The sequence below is a fragment of the Oceanisphaera litoralis genome (assembly GCF_016907015.1).
In the GTDB taxonomy this organism is placed as follows: domain Bacteria; phylum Pseudomonadota; class Gammaproteobacteria; order Enterobacterales; family Aeromonadaceae; genus Oceanimonas; species Oceanimonas litoralis.
This window is the reverse complement of record NZ_JAFBBE010000008.1, coordinates 39,527-56,233: the sequence shown is the minus strand read 5'-3', so window position 1 is coordinate 56,233 and position 16,707 is coordinate 39,527. Positions and strand designations below refer to the sequence as shown.

11 protein-coding genes and 4 tRNA genes are annotated in these 16,707 nt (G+C 56.8%); 8 read left to right on the top strand and 7 right to left on the bottom strand.

Translation table 11 applies throughout. The features are described from left to right. Positions 1-368 precede the first annotated feature (368 nt). From pgaA to HNR62_RS06650, 4 genes are read left to right on the top strand one after another with little or no spacing between them, the layout of a single operon-like run. Positions 369-2,771, top strand: a complete 2,403-nt coding sequence (pgaA, locus tag HNR62_RS06665) for a poly-beta-1,6 N-acetyl-D-glucosamine export porin PgaA (protein ID WP_204795310.1) — start codon at positions 369-371, stop codon at positions 2,769-2,771. Beyond that, the gene (pgaB, locus tag HNR62_RS06660) at positions 2,771-4,633 is read left to right on the top strand and encodes a poly-beta-1,6-N-acetyl-D-glucosamine N-deacetylase PgaB (RefSeq protein WP_204795309.1); all 1,863 of its coding nucleotides are present in this window, start codon (positions 2,771-2,773) and stop codon (positions 4,631-4,633) included. The genes pgaA and pgaB overlap by 1 nt, the downstream gene beginning before the upstream one ends. Next, entirely contained in the window at positions 4,626-5,879 is a 1,254-nt protein-coding gene (gene pgaC / locus HNR62_RS06655) for a poly-beta-1,6-N-acetyl-D-glucosamine synthase (protein ID WP_204795308.1), read from the top strand. The genes pgaB and pgaC overlap by 8 nt, the downstream gene beginning before the upstream one ends. Beyond that, entirely contained in the window at positions 5,866-6,210 is a 345-nt protein-coding gene (locus HNR62_RS06650; protein WP_204795307.1) for a hypothetical protein, read from the top strand. The genes pgaC and HNR62_RS06650 overlap by 14 nt, the downstream gene beginning before the upstream one ends. Before the next feature lie 97 nt (positions 6,211-6,307). On the opposite strand, the gene HNR62_RS06645 is transcribed toward HNR62_RS06650, so the two are convergent. The 3 genes from HNR62_RS06645 to pepA are packed head-to-tail and all read right to left on the bottom strand — an operon-like array spanning position 6,308 to position 11,137. Then, a complete protein-coding gene (locus tag HNR62_RS06645) occupies positions 6,308-9,172 on the bottom strand; it encodes a valine--tRNA ligase (protein WP_204795306.1) in 2,865 nt (954 codons plus the stop codon). 4 nt (positions 9,173-9,176) lie between these two features. Next, a complete protein-coding gene (locus tag HNR62_RS06640) occupies positions 9,177-9,623 on the bottom strand; it encodes a DNA polymerase III subunit chi (RefSeq protein ID WP_204795305.1) in 447 nt (148 codons plus the stop codon). Positions 9,624-9,625: 2 nt separating this feature from the next. Further along, a complete protein-coding gene (pepA, locus tag HNR62_RS06635) occupies positions 9,626-11,137 on the bottom strand; it encodes a leucyl aminopeptidase (RefSeq protein ID WP_204795304.1) in 1,512 nt (503 codons plus the stop codon). A gap of 161 nt (positions 11,138-11,298) precedes the next feature. Here pepA and lptF point away from each other — a divergent pair, with 161 nt between their 5' ends. Continuing rightward, a complete protein-coding gene (gene lptF / locus HNR62_RS06630) occupies positions 11,299-12,408 on the top strand; it encodes an LPS export ABC transporter permease LptF (protein WP_338044080.1) in 1,110 nt (369 codons plus the stop codon). Next, positions 12,408-13,478 carry an LPS export ABC transporter permease LptG gene (gene lptG / locus HNR62_RS06625; protein ID WP_204795303.1) on the top strand — a complete coding sequence of 357 codons (1,071 nt, stop codon included), beginning with the start codon at positions 12,408-12,410 and terminating at the stop codon, positions 13,476-13,478. The genes lptF and lptG overlap by 1 nt, the downstream gene beginning before the upstream one ends. A 99-nt stretch (positions 13,479-13,577) precedes the next feature. Here the strand turns inward: lptG and HNR62_RS06620 are convergent, their stop codons facing one another. After that, positions 13,578-14,030, bottom strand: coding sequence for an RDD family protein (locus HNR62_RS06620; protein ID WP_239552645.1), 453 nt, complete (start codon positions 14,028-14,030; stop codon positions 13,578-13,580). Positions 14,031-14,246: 216 nt separating this feature from the next. Between HNR62_RS06620 and HNR62_RS06615 the strand changes: the two genes are divergently transcribed. After that, positions 14,247-14,331 (top strand) — tRNA-Leu (locus HNR62_RS06615). A gap of 233 nt (positions 14,332-14,564) precedes the next feature. After that, positions 14,565-15,911, top strand: a complete 1,347-nt coding sequence (gene rlmD / locus HNR62_RS06610) for a 23S rRNA (uracil(1939)-C(5))-methyltransferase RlmD (protein ID WP_204795301.1) — start codon at positions 14,565-14,567, stop codon at positions 15,909-15,911. A gap of 277 nt (positions 15,912-16,188) precedes the next feature. Here the strand turns inward: rlmD and HNR62_RS06605 are convergent. From HNR62_RS06605 to HNR62_RS06595, 3 genes are all read right to left on the bottom strand, one after another. Beyond that, positions 16,189-16,274 (bottom strand) — tRNA-Leu (locus HNR62_RS06605). A gap of 73 nt (positions 16,275-16,347) precedes the next feature. Continuing rightward, positions 16,348-16,433 (bottom strand) — tRNA-Leu (locus HNR62_RS06600). Positions 16,434-16,504: 71 nt separating this feature from the next. Continuing rightward, positions 16,505-16,590: transfer RNA gene (locus HNR62_RS06595), tRNA-Leu, on the bottom strand. Positions 16,591-16,707: the final 117 nt, after the last annotated feature.

Below are 16,707 nucleotides of genomic sequence, written 5' to 3'. Positions count from 1 at the left end.
GGCCTTCCTGAAGTATTGCATAGATTTCGTATCCTTCTGTACCTGGCTGAGCCGGGGTGAACAGGATGACTTACCCAGAGGAGCCGATAACCTGACACACCGCCTTTTCGTTTTTTTGGTTGAAAATAGAGCAATATATTTACCTGTTAAAGCGGTATGTCCCGAATCATCTTCTATCTTCAGTAGAAGGGGTTGTACGTAAAGGGACCTTACCCATGACTCTGGTCTGGTTTGATATTTTGAAATGTTTCAGCGTTTTGAAATGTTTCAGCGTTTTGATTTTTCAAGCAGAACGGGAATGCTGCTCGGCTTTTAGGTTATGGCACCAGCCGACGGGCAATCGTTTCCTCGCCACAAGGATGTCAGAGATGCGTTTTATCGTTCTATTATTGGCCGCGTTACCGGTAGTGGTGAATGCTGCTCCTCTGGAACAGGTGGATCAGGCGCGTGAGGCGTGGGTTATCCAGGCTCGCGAGGGAAACCTGGATCAAGCGGCGGCGGGACTCGAACAGCTGTACCAGCAAAGTGGCAATATCAGGGTGCTGGATGATCTGATTGCCGTTCAGCTGTGGCGCGGAGATCGGAAGGCTGCACTCGACAGCTGCCATCCCTGTGAATTCAAAAAGCTATCGGCCGACTCCCTGGAAGGGTTGGCGAGGGCGGCCAGAGATGAAAAAAATTACGGAGAAGCGCTGACCTACTATCGACAGCTGCAGCGCAGTGCTCCCGGGAATACCAATGCGTGGTTGGGATTATTTCTTTCGGCGGTAGACAAGGGTGACGATATCCTCGCTAAACAAGCCTATAGAGAATACGAACAACGCTTTGGACTGGACACATCCATTCTCGAGGCCAGGCTTTATCAGGCCCAGTTGCGTGAAGATGCGCTGGCCGAATTACAGGCTCGTCAGCAATTGCTTGCGCTGGAGCCGAATAGTAGTGAGCAAATCCAGGCCATGTACCGAGTCGCGGTTTCCGTGGGGGCTGCGCCCGCCGCCCAGGCCTTGATGAACCAGAATCCCGAACTGTTTACCGCCATTGACCGATACTGGCTGGATTATTATCAGGCGGCGGCCTTGCTGCGCACAGGGCAGGAGGTAGAAGAGCGGGAGACCTACCTTAAGGCGCTTGCACTCGATGAGAATATCATTGCGAATGTACCTCATGAACATCCGCTATATACTCTGGCGCGGCGTGATGCGCTGGTGGCGCTGGTGGGGCTGCGCCGCTTCAAACAGGCGCTGGCGCTGTCAACGGAGTTGATGGCTGAAGGTGAGCAACCCGAGTATGTTCTGGCGGCCAGAGCCCATACCTTGCTGAAACTCGATCGACCCCGGGAAGCGGCTAAAATCTACGATCGGCTGACATTGCTCAACCCGGACGACAAGGACCTTCGAGAAGAGCATTTTTATTCCTATACCGATTCCGAGCGCTATCGTCTGGCGCACAAATTGCTGATGCGCTGGCATGAGCCTGCCGAACGCTGGGACTTCATCGGAGTATCACGGCTTCCCAATGAAGATTTTGATCGGCTGTTGCAGCTGAAGGTGATGCTGACCGCCTGGCGCGGTAAGGCAGAAGAGGCCGAGCAACAGCTGACGCGTATTTTGGCGGATACCCCGGCCAACCCCTGGCTATGGCAATTGATGGGAGACCTTAGGCGCTGGCGAGGCAAGCCTGAAGGTGCTGAACAGGCCTACCAGGAAGCCATGCGCTGGCTGCCGGCCCAGCGGCATTACAAGGTGGAAGCTGACGTGATGCATTCACGTCTGGATAGAGGTCTCTGGCGCGGTAATGCCGAAAAACTCGGGGAATTACGCCAGAAGGGTGACAGTGAAGCCGTTGAAAAGCTGGACAGACGCGTACGTCGGGAAACGGGCCCCCAGCTGGTGACCGAGTTCAGTCAGGCCACCAATAACGGCCAGGTTCAGGCCAGTGATGAGTGGCGCCATGATACCCGGCTCTATAGTACGCGTAACAGGCTTGGCCAACGCGTGTATATACGGGGGATGGGGCAGAAGGGAGAGTTTGACGGGCAGGATTTACGGGCCTCTTACTATGGACTGGGGGTGGATCTGCCGTTCGTGATGCCGGGTACGGCTCAGGACCCGGCCCAGCTGACACTGGAAGCCGGTACCGGAGAGCAGTTGAATAAAAGAGGATATGTATGGACCCGACTCGACTGGCGGCTAAGTGACCTTTGGGCGTTGTCGTTGAGCGGCCAGCTCAATAGTGCGGACACCCCACTGCGCGCCCTGAACCGGGGCAGTTACGGCGACCAACTCAGCGGTGAGCTGCGCTGGCGACAGGATGAAACCCGAGATGCCGGATTAACGGGGCAACTGATGACCCTGAGCGACGATAACCTTCGTCGGTTGTTGGCAGCCTGGTTACGACAGGATATCTGGCGTCATGATACCTGGCTGCTGGACGGTACCTTGAGAATGTCTGCCTCCGGCAACCGGGTGCTGGATGTGGACTATTTCAATCCGGAAGAGGATCTCGGCCTGGGGCTGGATCTGCGTGCCAGTTACCGCCACGCCATGGAGAAACAGCGCAGCCTGACCCAGGTGCTGGGAGTGGGCGGTGGTCAGTACTGGCAGAGACGCTACGACAGCGATAATAACTGGCGTTTGAGTTACACCCATGACTGGGTGCTGAGCCCAGGTTTGAATCTGAGCTACGGGTTGGCGCGAGCAAAGTCTGTGTTTGATGGTGAAGGTGAATACGGAAACAGTGTCTTTGCCAATCTGGAATGGAGCTTTTATTGATGAGAACCTCTATTTTTACGCTATTACTATTGTGCTCTTTGGCGGTGCAGGCACAGCGTCAGCCCGGTGATTATGTCGCTCTCAGTTATCACGACATTGTCGATCTCAGCCTGCCCCCGGAACGCCAGCTCTACCCTCAGACCATAAAGCGCGACACCCTGGTTCGTCATTTCAACTGGATGCGAATGAAGGGTTATCAGCCGGTCAGCTTTCAGCAAATACTGGATGCAAAGGCTGGCAAGCGGCCCCTGCCTGACAAGGCGGTTCTGCTGACCTTTGATGATGGTTATCAGAGTTTTTATCACCAGGTATATCCCTTGCTCAAGTTGTATCAATACCCGGCGGTGCTGGCGGTGGTCGGCAGCTGGATGGAGGTAGCCGAGGGGGAGCAGGTGGCTTACGGCAACGACTCCTTGTCTCGCCATCGTTTTCTCAGCTGGGAGCAGGTTAGAGAGCTACAGAGCTCCGGACTGGTGGAGATTGCCTCCCATTCCTTTGATTTACATAAGGGAATTATCGGTAACCCTCAGGGCAATTCACAACCAGCCATGGTGACCGCGGGCTGGAGTCCGTCTGGCTACGAAACACGCGAAAGTTACCTTTCCAGAGTCAAGCGCGACTTTGCACGAGCGGCCAGTCTGTTTCAGCAACGACTAGGGCGAATTCCGCGCATCATGGTATGGCCTTATGGCGCCTTTAACGAAGCTGCACTGGATATTGCCGCCGAAACGGGCATGCCTTATACCCTGGATCTTCAGGACGGGATTAATCAGGCAATAGATTCAAGCCGCAACATACGCCGCTATCTGCTCGATGAAGAGACCTCCCTGCAGACGCTGGATGAAGTCATCTCGGGGCGGGTATGGGAGATCAACGCCGAACGGGTCGTGCAGGTGGATCTCGATGATGTGTATGATCCGGACGAAGCCCGGATGATGGCCAACATGGATACCTTGATCGAGCGGATAAACAACTACGGTATTACGACCGTCTATCTGAAAGCCTTTTCCGATCAGGATGGCGATGGCACGGCGGAAGCACTCTATTTCCCCAATCGTCATCTTCCGGTCAAGGCGGATTTGTTCAATCGGGTTGCCTGGCAACTGGATACGCGGGTGATGGTCAAGGTGTTTGCCTGGATGCCGGTGATGGCATTCGATATGGGGCCTGGTTACCTTTATGTGTCTGACCGTAATACCGGAAAACCCAACCAACAACAGCCTCTGCGTTTATCTCCCTGGGATAGACGAAACCGACAGGTGATGCTGGATATCTATGAAGACCTTGGTTATTACACCCATTTTCACGGCGTGTTATTCAATGATGACGCTTTTCTGACCGAGTGGGAAAGAGCGGATCTGTCGACACAGCAGAAAGGCCGCGAATTGATCGACTTGACCGAACAATTGGCCAAAGCTGCAGTTCGGTATCGGATGGACGGACGTAAGTATTTGCTTACGGCGCGTAGCATCTATGCCGATCCGATCATGAATCCGGATGCAGAACGCCGGTTTGCCCAGAGGCTGGAATCATTTACCGAAGCCTATGATTATACGGTGATCATGGCCATGCCTTATCGGGAAAAGGCAGAACGGCCAGCCTCCTGGCTTGCAACCCTAGCCGATCGGGCGCTGACCCGGGCCGGTGGAGAAAAGCTGGTGTTTGGATTGCAAAGCAGAAACTGGCAGACCAGGCAGCCGGTGCCCGATGCGGAGCTGGTGAGCTGGCTTAAGCTGCTTCAGGATAAAGGAATCCACAATCTGGGATATTATCCGGACGACTTTATTAATAACCAGCCTGATCCAGAGCGGTTGCGTCCTGTTTTTTCTCTTCGGGTAAATCCAGGAGTAAAATATGAATGAAACATTGATTTGGTTATTTAATTTTACCTGGATGTATCCTGGATTTATGGCGCTGTTCTGGATTTGTGGCGCAATTTATTATTACTTTCACTGGGAAAGAAAAGATCTCCAGCTGGCCGAGCAAGGGCCTTTGGTTCTGTCGTTTTATCCCAAGGTAACCTTGCTGGTACCCTGTTACAACGAAGGGGCGAATGTTGATGAAACCATAGGCCACTTGCTGAATCAAAAATATCCCAACCTTGATATTGTCGCCATCAATGATGGTAGCAAGGATGATACCGGGGATAGACTTGATGTGCTGGCTGCCAAGCACAGCCATATCCGGGTGTTACATCAGCCTAACCAGGGTAAGGCGATGGCCCTGAATAATGGAATCAAGCTGGCGAACGGCGAGATACTGGTGTGTATTGATGGTGATGCCATTCTGGCAGAAGATGCCGTCGGCTGGATGGTGAAACACTTCATCGAAAATAAATCGGTGGGTGCTGTGACGGGAAACCCCAGGGTTCGTACCCGCTCTACCGTGGTGGGCAAGATACAGACAGGGGAGTTCAGCTCTATTATTGGTCTGATCAAGCGGGCTCAGCGTATTTATGGCACCGTTTTTACCGTGTCGGGGGTTGTTGTGGCATTTCGCCGAGAGGCAATAGATCAAATAGATGGCTGGAATACCGATATGGTGACCGAAGATATCGATATCAGCTGGCGCCTGCAGATGGCCGGTTGGCATATCCATTATCAGCCATTTTCCTTATGTTGGGTGTTAATGCCGGAAACGATTCGTGGTCTTTATAAGCAGCGGCTGCGTTGGGCTCAGGGGGGGGCAGAAGTTTTTCTGCGCTATGGATTTCGCCTTTTACTCTGGAGGCATCGTCGTTTCTGGCCACTGATGCTGGAATATGTTTGTAGTATTTTCTGGTGCTATACCATATTGCTGATGGCGTTGCTTTTGTTGTTTTTTCCGTCAGGTTGGGATTGGCAGCGATTTGTTTTATACAGCTGGACTGGGATGCTGCTCACGGGGATCTGTTTTTTACAATTCTCGGTCAGTTATTTCATTGACAGCCATTACGAAAAGCGGATGGGTTATACTTTTCTTTATTGCATCTGGTATCCGTTAATCTACTGGTTGATGAACGTACTGACAGTGGTGGTGGCGGTGCCTAAGGCGGTGATAAGAAAGAGAGGGAAGTTGGCAGTATGGGAAAGTCCTGATAGAGGGGAGGAGTTCCGTGACGAAAAGTAAACAGGGAGTCGGACTCATTATTGATAATGGAAGTCGACGCAATTTTTTATATCGCATTAGAGATTTAATTGTCCTGATGTTAATCTGGTCTGGGTGGATACTTGTTTTGTTATTGCCCTTTTTACATTCGTACGAAATATTCGGTATTGATGATAAATTTACTGATAATTATGACGTGTTGGGTTTTTTTACCATGAAAGAGCTTGTGATTATAACGGTGCTCTTGATTTTCAGTAATTTTATTCTATTTCATTTTTGGGCAAAATATAAGCGTTTCATCTTTTCTTGGAAGTCACGCGCCTCTGCCCATCGGAAATATAAAGAAACCTGAGTGACGTTTTTTTATTAACTAACTTTAAACAGAGTGAGAAGAATAAAAAAAGCCAGCCTCTTCAGGCTGGCTTTTTGGTCAGACTCGGCGAGTGGTGTTACAGGCTGGCTATCTGCTCTTGCTGTTGCTGCAGCTTGACCAGAGTCGCCTTGTAGTCGGCCAGTTTTTCCTGCTCCTTGGCGACCACGTCGGCGGGCGCCTTGGCGACGAAGCCGGCGTTGTTCAGCTTGCCTTCCAGCCGCTTGATTTCACCGGACACCTTGCCCAGCTCCTTCTGCAGGCGGGCCAGCTCGGCGTCCTTGTCGATAAGGCCTGCCATCGGCAGCAGCAGCTCGGTGTCGCCGATCAGCTGCTTGCTGGAGGTGGGGGCCGCTTCGTCTGCCGCCAGCTGGGTGATGGCATCCAGCTTGGCCATGGCCTTGAGGAAGGCATCGTTGTCGGTGGCGCGGCGGGCATCGTCGGCCGTTGGGCGCAGCAGTACCGACAGGGCCTGACTGGGCGGAATGTTCATCTCGGCCCGCAGGTGGCGGATGGACACGATAAAGCGCTTCACCCATTCCAGATCGGCCATGGCCTGTGCATCTTCCTGGGTTGCATCCACTTCTGGATAGGCGGCCAGCATGATGCTGTCGCCACCGCGACCGGCCAGCGGAGCTACTCTTTGCCAGATCTCTTCGGTGATGAAAGGCATGATGGGGTGCGCCAGTCGCAGCAGGGTTTCCAGCACCTCGATCAGCGTCTTGCGGGTGGCGCGCTGCTCGGCCTCTGAGCCATGCCACAATACCGGCTTGGTCAGCTCCAGATACCAGTCGCAGAACTGGTTCCAGATAAACTCGTACAGTGCATTGGCGGCCCGGTCGAAGCGGTAGCTGTCGAGGGCGTCGCGTACCTCCTTGATGGTGACCTGCAGTTGGGCCTGGATCCAGCGGTCCGCCAGCGAGTATTTGAGCTCGCCGCCCTTGTCTTCGGCATGAGTGCCGCAGTCCTGCTCTTCGGTGTTCATTAGCACATAGCGGGAAGCGTTCCACAGCTTGTTGCAGAAGCTGCGGTAGCCGTCCAGGCGCGTCATGTCCCAGTTGATGTCGCGACCGGTCGAGGCCATCGCCGCCAGGGTAAAGCGCAGGGCATCGGTGCCGTGCGCCTCGATGCCGTCGGCAAATTCCTTGCGGGTGTCCTTCTCGATTTTGGCGGCCAGCTTGGGCTGCATCATGTTGCCGGTACGCTTGGTGACCAGAGACTCCAGATCGATGCCGTCGATCATGTCCAGCGGATCCAGCACGTTCCCCTTGGACTTGGACATCTTATCGCCGTTTTCGTCACGGATCAGACCGGTGACATAGACCGTCTTGAAGGGCACCTGCGGCTTGCCGTTTTCATCCTTGATGAAGTGCATGGTCATCATGATCATGCGCGCCACCCAGAAGAAGATGATGTCGAAGCCGGTGACCAGCACGCTGGACGGATGGAAGGTCGCCAGTTCCGGCGTCTTCTCGGGCCAGCCCAGGGTAGAGAAGGTCCACAAGGCCGAGCTGAACCAGGTGTCGAGTACGTCTTCGTCCTGGTTGAGAACCACGTCGGCACCCAGCTGGTAGCTGGCGCGCACTTCGGCCTCGTCGCGACCCACATACACCTTGCCGTCGGCGTCGTACCAGGCGGGAATGCGGTGGCCCCACCACAGCTGGCGCGAGATGCACCAGTCCTGAACGTCGCGCATCCAGGAGAAATACATGTTTTCGTACTGCTTGGGCACAAACTCGATTTCACCGTCTTCCACCGCCTGGGTGGCGACCTTGGCCAGGGGGCCGGCGCGCACATACCATTGATCGGTCAGCATCGGTTCTATGACCACGCCGCCCCGATCGCCGTAAGGCACGGTCAGGTCGTGATCCTTGACGCCGTCGAGCAGACCCAGTTCATCCAGGGCCGCCACGATGGCGTTGCGGGCCTCGTAGCGTTCCATGCCCTGGAACCGGGCCGGCAGCTCGGTGGAATAGACGGTACTGGGCTCGCCCTTGGTGGTAAAGACTTCGGCTTCTGCACGAATATCGGCGTTCAGGGTCAGCACGTTGATCAGCGGCAACTGGTGGCGCTTGCCGACCTCGGCATCGTTGAAGTCGTGGGCCGGGGTGATTTTCACACAGCCGGTGCCCTTTTCCATGTCCGCATGCTCGTCGCCGACGATGGGAATGCGCCGGTTGACCAGCGGCAGCAGAATGAAGCTGCCGATCAGATCCTGGTAGCGGGGATCTTCCGGGTTCACCGCCACGGCGGTATCGCCGAGCATGGTTTCGGGACGGGTGGTGGCCACCACCAGATAGTCCTTGCCGTCGGCGGTCTTGACGCCGTCGGCCAGCGGATAGCGGAAGTTCCACATGTGACCTTTTACGTCACGGTTTTCCACTTCCAGATCCGAGATGGCGGTGTGCAGCTTGGGGTCCCAGTTCACCAGGCGTTTGCCGCGGTAGATGAGATCGTCTTCATACAGTTGCACGAACACTTCCTTTACCGCGTTGGACAGGCCCTCGTCCATGGTGAAGCGCTCGCGCTCCCAGTCGACCGAGGCGCCCAGACGACGCAGCTGCTGGGTGATGGTGCCGCCGGACTCTTTCTTCCAGTTCCAGATTTTGTCGATAAAGGCATCGCGGCCGTAATCGTGACGGCTTTTGCCTTCTTCGGCGGCGATTTTGCGCTCAACCACCATCTGGGTGGCGATACCGGCGTGATCGGTGCCGACCTGCCACAGGGTGTTTTTGCCCTGCATGCGCTGGTAGCGGATCAGGGTGTCCATGATGGTGTCTTGAAACGCATGCCCCATGTGCAGGCTGCCGGTCACGTTGGGCGGCGGTATCATGATGCTGTAGGGGTCTTTGCTGGTGTCGCCGTGGGCCTTGAAGTAACCCCTGTTTTCCCATTGCTGGTACAGGGCCTGCTCGATGGCGTTGGGATTGAAGGTTTTTTCCATGATGTTATTCGTCTTGAGTTTGGGATGGTACAGGGGCGGTCGTGAGTTCGAAACCGGCCTGACGATAGGCTTTAAAGCGTTCCCGAGCCTGTTGTTTGCCCTCCTCATCGGAGGGCACGAAGTCAATCAGCTGCTTGAAACGCCGGGCGAAGGACGGCGCCTCGGGCGCCAGGTTGATCAGCACGGCGCGGCCGCTGTGCGGCGCCTGCCAGCTGATGATCACCGGCGCACCCTGGCGGGGGCCTTCGCCCTGAAGATTGTGCGCCACGAAGCCGTCGGGGGGCTGTTGCCACAGCCGTTCATCCAGCGCCTCGGCCTGAGCCTGGCTGCGGGTATGAATAAAAACGCCCAGCCCCTGGCGGTAACAGTCGGTGGTCAGTTGACACACCAGCTGCTCCTGCAGTTCGGGGCCGGGGGAGTCCGGCAGTAGATAAAAACAGCCCTGGCTCATGTTCACTCTTCGATGTTGTTGACGCCGGCCCGGTTCAGCAGAAACTGGGTCAGCAGCGGCACCGGACGACCGGTGGCACCCTTGTTCTTGCCGCTGTTCCAGGCGGTACCGGCCACGTCCAGGTGAGCCCAGTTGTACTTCTTGGTGAAGCGGCTGAGGAAGCAGGCGGCGGTAATGGTACCTGCCGGGCGGCCACCGATGTTGGCCATGTCGGCGAAGGGGCTTTCCAGCTGCTCATTATACTCGTCGCCCATCGGCAGACGCCAGGCGCGATCGCCGGCCTGTTCCGAGGCATTGAGCAGCTCGTGGGCCAGCGGATTATGGTTGGCCAGCAAGCCGGAGGTGTGGTGGCCCAGGGCGATGATGCAGGCACCGGTGAGGGTCGCCACATCCACCACCACTTCCGGTTCGAAACGCTCGACAAAGGTCAGGGCATCGCACAGCACCAGTCGGCCCTCGGCATCGGTGTTGAGTACTTCGATGGTCTGGCCGGACATGCTGGTGAGAATATCACCCGGGCGGTAGGCATTGCCGTCGGGCATGTTTTCACAACCGGCGATAATGGCCACCACGTTCACCGGCAGCTGTAGCTCGGCCAGCGCATGCATGGTGCCCAGCACAGAGGCGGCGCCGCCCATGTCGTATTTCATCTCGTCCATGCCGTCGGCAGGTTTGAGCGAAATGCCGCCCGCATCGAAGGTCAGGCCCTTGCCCACCAGGACGAGAGGGCGAGCGTTGGGATCCGGATGCCCCTTGTATTCGATCACCGACATCATGGCTTCGTTGTGGGAGCCGCGGGCGACCGCCAGATAGGCATTCATGCCCAGCTCGGCCATTTCTTCCTCGCCGATCACCCGGGTGCTGATGTTGTCCCAGGCATCGGCCAGCTGGCGGGCCTGAGACGCCAGGTAGGCGGGGTTGCACACATTGGGTGGCATATTGGCCACATCCCGGCACACCTTGACGCCCTTGGCCACGGCCAGACCATGCTGTATGGCCCGCTCGCCTATGGTCAGTTCCCGTCGGGTCGGCACGTTGAACACCAGTTTGCGCAGCGGACGACGCGGCTCGGCCTTGTTGGTCTTGAACTGGTCGAAGGTATAGAGGCTGGCCTTGGTGGTTTCCACCGCCTGGCGTACTTTCCAGTAGGTGTCGCGGCCCTTGACGTGGAGCTCGGTCAGAAAGCAGACGGCTTCCATCGAGCCGGTGTCGTTCAGGGTACTGATGGTGTTGCGAATGATCTGCTTGTACTGGCGCTCGTCGAGCTCCCGCTCCTTGCCGCAACCGACCAGCAACACCCGCTCGCTGAGCACGCCGGGTACCTGGTGCAGCAGCAGCATCTGGCCGGCCTTGCCTTCCAGATCGCCACGGCGCAGCAGGGAACTCAGGTAACCGTCGCTGATTTTATCCAGCTGTTCGGCGACCGGAGACAGACGGCGGGGCTCAAATACGCCAACCACGATACAGGCGCTGCGCTGTTTTTCGGGGCTACCACTTTTAACACTGAACTCCATGGATTCTCCTACAGCTTGAAGACAATGAGCGTCGGATCAACGATAATGGTGTCTATCGCTAAAAGACGCCGAACTTCGCGTACTTAATATGCGAAAATCATGATTTTACGCTTATTCTTAAGCGTTTCCATTAAAAAGACAAGATTACACTGGGATTAACGGTGATTGCATTCCGCTATTTGTTTTGGGAAACCCTGAAGACACAGCTGGCCGTGTTGTTTGTGCTGCTGCTGATCTTCGTCAGCCAGAATTTTATCGAGGTGCTGGGCAAGGCCGCCAGCGGCAAGATACCCGGCGCCCTGGTCGGTAAACTGCTGCTGCTGAACCTGCCGGAAATGGCCACCCTGATGCTGCCGATCAGCCTCTTTATCGGCATCCTGTTTGCTCACGGCAGGCTCTACGCCGAGAGCGAGATGACGGTGATGCGGGCGGTGGGCATAGGCCCGGGTAAAATCATGCGTACCACCCTGATGCTGGCCCTGTTCTGGACCGGGGTGGCGCTGTTTAACTCGCTCTGGCTCAATCCCTGGTCCAAGGCCCAGGCCTATCAGCTGCTGGAAGAGGTGAAGGCCGATCCGGGCTTTGCGGTACTGCGTGAAGCGCGCTTCATGAGCCTGGACGGAGGCCGCATCGTGGCCTATGTGGAGGATCTGGAGCCCGAAGATGAGGGTAACCGTCTTAATCGGCTGTTTGTGGTGCAGCGGGGTCAGGCCCAGCAGGCACCCAGCATAGTGGTGGCCGACGGCGGCCGGCTGCACGAGCGCGATGGCGGTCAGTGGCTGACGCTCGATCATGGCCGTCGCTACAGCGGCACCCCCGGCAACCGGGAGTTTGATGTGGCCGAGTTCGACGAATACAGCGCCTATATCCGCGCCGCCGAGGTCGGAGCAGCCGAGCGGAAGGAGGAGTCGACCGACAGTGCCGTCCTTTGGCAGTCGGATCAATTGATGGACAAGGTGGAGTTGCAGTGGCGACTGGTATTGCCGCTGTCGATGCTGGTGCTGACCCTGGCGGTGGTGCCGCTGGCGGTGGTCAACCCGCGCCAGGGACGTTATGCCAAGTTGCTGCCGGCCATTCTGCTGTATCTGGCCTACTTCCTGTTGCAGAGCGCCTCCCGCTCGGCGGTTGAAGGGGGGAGCCTGCCGGTGGTGCCCGGCCTCTATACGGTGCCACTGCTGTTCTTGCTGTTGGTGACCCTGCCGCTCAACCTGGTGGAAACGGCCTGGTGGAACCGGACCCGTGAACAATTCAAACGGAACAAGGCGGCCTGATGCTGACTATTCTCGATCGTTACATCGGCCGTACCGTGCTGATGTCCATCCTCTTGTGTGAACTGACGCTGGTGGGGCTGGCTGCCATTATCCGTTATGTGGAGCAGCTGCGCAGCGTGGGCGAGGGCAGCTACACCCTGCTGACGGCGTTTTATTATGTACTGCTGTCGATGCCCAAGGAAATCGTGCTGTTCTTCCCCATTGCCGCCCTGCTGGGTGGTCTGATAGGGCTGGGCCAGCTGGCCAGCAGCAGCGAGCTGGTGGTGATGCAGGCCGCCGGCAGCTCTCGTTTCAATATCGTTACCAGCGCCCTGAAAACGGCCTTGCCGCTGATGCTGCTCATCATGCTGCTAGGTGAATACGTGGCGCCGGTCACCAAGCTGGCCTCGGACGACTTGCGCACCCAGGCCCGCTCCAATGGGCAGGTGGTACTATCGGTCAATGGCGTCTGGGCCAAGGACAACCAGGCCTATATCAATATCGGCCAGGCCCGGCGTGATGGCACCCTGAGCAATATTACCCTCTATTACTTCGACGAGGACATGGCCCTCAGCCGTATCACTCAGGCGGCGGGAGCCGAATACCTGAACCAGCAATGGCAGCTGAGCAAGGTGACCGACACCCTGTTCACCCCCGGCGTGTCCATCACGACCGAGCAGGAAGCCAGCCGGGTCTGGCATTCCAGCCTGACCCCGGAAAAGCTGGGGGTGGTGGCCATCGATCCGGACGAACTGTCGATGCGCGGCTTGTGGGAATACCGGGGCTATCTGCAAGACAACGGGCAGGACAGCAGCCTCTATGAACTGGCGTTCTGGCGCAAGGCGTTGCAGCCGGTGATGGTCGTTGCCATGATGTTGCTGGCCTCTTCCTTCGTGTTCGGTGCCCTGCGGAGCGTCTCCATGGGCGCCCGTTTGTTGATGGGGATTCTGTTCGGGTTTGGCTTCTATGTGGCCAACGAAGTCTTCGGCCCCATCAGCCTGGTCTATGAGGTGCCGCCGGTGCTGGGAGCCCTGGGGCCCAGCCTGCTGTTTATCGGTGCGGCGCTGTTCTTGCTCAATCGCAGGGCGTAAATACAGACATTGTGAGGGGTAAGGGGTAAGGACCCCTCACTCCTCACCCCTCACTCCTCACTCCTCACTCCTCACTCCTCACCCCTCACCCCTCACCCCTCACTTATCCAGCAACTGCTTGTTCTGCTCCTTGCTCAGCACCACCATTTCGCAGTCGGCGATTTTATCCTGCAGCGCCAGTCTGGTGCCTGGATTAAACCAGATCCAGACGTTGCCCAGCCCCAGCAAGGCAGTGACGGCGCGGATCATGCACTGAGACAGCCGCAGGCGGCTGCCGTCGGTGTTCTGCACCCGCAGGCGCCAGGCGCGCATGCCAATGGTCTGGCCGCTGGTACGCCAGAACCAGCAATAAAAGCCCAGGGCCACGGCCAGCAGGCACAGTTGGTACAGCCGGCTGGCGCCGAGCAGCTCGGCGGTATCCTGATAGGGCCCCAGTGTTATCCAGCTCTGGCTCAGGGCCAGCGCGGTCAGGCCGAAGCAGATAAACCCCGCTACCATCAGCAGGGATATCACCACCAGCACATCATAAAGCCAGGCCCCCAGCCGACGCATTACCCCTGCCCTAGGCAGTCCCGTATAAGAAGTCACTACCATTACCCGCCATTTGCTGAAAAAGTTGCCGTATTCTAGCAAATGCCGTGGCTCGGGGTAATCGTCAATCGGGTGTATGATTAATGCGCAGTCATCACGGCCAGTATCATAATATGCTTGCGGGAGGCGGGGGGATACGTATAATGCAAACCGCTCACTCAGGTGACGCTATCAAGTGGCAGTGTGATGGAATTGGTAGACATGAGTGATTCAAAATCACTTGCCTTCGGGCGTGCCGGTTCGAGTCCGGCCTCTGCTACCACTTGATAATCAAAACCACCCTCGAGGTGGTTTTTTGCTTTCCGGCCGTCCTTTCCGTTCGGCAGTTTAGCCGTACACCCGCTTTCAGCCTGCTCACCGCCATGTATCCTGTCCTGTTCATCTGTTTCGATGACCGGTGGGTGACATGAGGGCCTTTCAAGCTCCATTCCCGCCAGCGACTGGATCACGTAGAATAACCTGTTTTTTTCGCTTCTTCGCATAGAGTGTATCCCCATGTTAAAACCCGGCCTGCTGGTCACCGTTTCCGTTCACAGCCTTACCGAGAAAGGAGATGGCATCGCCACTCTGGAAGGGCGTCCCTTGTATATCGAAGGCGCCTTGCCCGACGAGCAGGTTGAAGTACAGCTGAATCTGGTCAAGCCCAACTTCTGTCAGGGCACCCTGGTGCGAATATTGCGGCCTGCGGCGGCCCGGCGTGAGGACTTCTGCCCCTACACCGCCTGCGGCGGCTGTCAGCTGCGGGTGATGAGCGACGCCGCCCAGCTGGTGCTGAAGCGCCGGATGCTGGTTGATGTGTTGCGGGCCAAAGGGCTGGACTGCCCGGTGGCGGACACGCTGGGCATGAGCGAGCCCTTTCATTACCGTAACAAGGCCCAGTATGCGGTGCAGCCCGGGCCTGAAATCGGCTTTTATGCCAAGCACAGCCATCAGCTGGTGGAAGTCGACGAGTGTCGGGTACAGGCGCCGGTCACCACGGAGGTGGTGCAGCGGGTAAGAGCCTGGATGCGCCGTTGTGCCGTGCCGGCGTATAACGAGGCCACTCATGGCGGCAGCATTCGCCATATCATGGTGCGTAACGGCATTCACAGCGGTGAGCTGATGGTGGTGCTGGTGGCGGCCGAAGCCCCCTCGGATGAAGCGCTGGCGCAACTGGTGAGCGAGCTTGAATCCGTCACCGGGCTGGCCAGCCTGATGCTGAATATCAATGCCGCGGTCGGCAATCGGGTACTGGGGCCGGAGAACCGGCTGCTGTGGGGCAAAGAGCTGATCGTCGATAGCCTGGATGGACTGGAATTTGCCATTTCGCCGCTGTCTTTCTATCAGGTCAACCCGCGTCAGACCGAGGTGCTGTACCGGGAAGCCATGCGGCTGGCCAGGCTGCAGGGCAATGAAGTGGTGTTCGATCTTTACTGCGGCATCGGCACCATCAGCCTGTTTATGGCCCGTCATGCGAAGCAGGTGATCGGCATAGAACTGGTGCCCGAAGCCATTGACGACGCGCGCGCCAATGCCGAGCTGAACGGCATCAGCAATATCGAATTTCATCAGGGTGCGGCAGAGCAACTGGTGCCCCAACTGTATGCAGAGGGGATTACCGCCGATGTGGTGGTGGTGGATCCGCCGCGCAAGGGCTGCGATGCGGCGCTGCTGGCGACCCTGGCCGAGATGCGGCCCGAACGGCTGGTGTATGTGTCCTGCAATCCCAAGACCCTGGCCCGGGATCTGGCCTGGTTGTGTGAACATGGCTTCAGGCTGGAGCAGGCCACGCCGGTAGACATGTTCCCCCATACCATGCATGTGGAAACGGTGGCACTGCTGACCCGGGAACAGGGTAAATAATACCGAACCCATTAAACAAACGATCTATTTCATGTCAGTGTAAGCGTCGGGCCCTTTGTCCGACCTTTACAGAGCAACCAAATAGATCAGTTATGTAAGCTGTTTGGTGTCAGGACCGAGAGGATTTATAGCGCTGAAGATCAAGGGTGCTGTGCTTTAACTCGGCAAGAGACTTGCGAGCATGCGCTTTACAAAGGAATGGTTCGAATAACAGAGGGGGTATTTCTGAGGAGTACTACGTAAATAGCTGGGGACTTATTAGTTGATACAACAATCGTGGTGCGAAGGGGGGGACTTGAACCCCCACGTCCATAGGACACTAACACCTGAAGCTAGCGCGTCTACCAATTCCGCCACCCTCGCATACCTGATTGTTCGGCTGTTTGAGATGAGCCACCATCTTTTTATTTGAGTATATGAACAGACTCTGGGAGTCTGGTGCGAAGGGGGGGACTTGAACCCCCACATCCATAGGACACTAACACCTGAAGCTAGCGCGTCTACCAATTCCGCCACCCTCGCATACTCACATTGTCCGGCTGTTTTAGATGAGGCCGTCATCGTTTCCTGGCGTCAGTTACCTTTCGGTAACTTGGTGCGAAGGGGGGGACTTGAACCCCCACATCCATAGGACACTAACACCTGAAGCTAGCGCGTCTACCAATTCCGCCACCCTCGCGTTGCCAAGGACTGCGAATTCTATAGATTTTTTGTCGCCCGTCAATACACAGATTCCGAGAAAAGTTAAAAAAACCGGCGCTAAAGGCCGGTTGGTCAAAAAAGGGGCTGATTACTC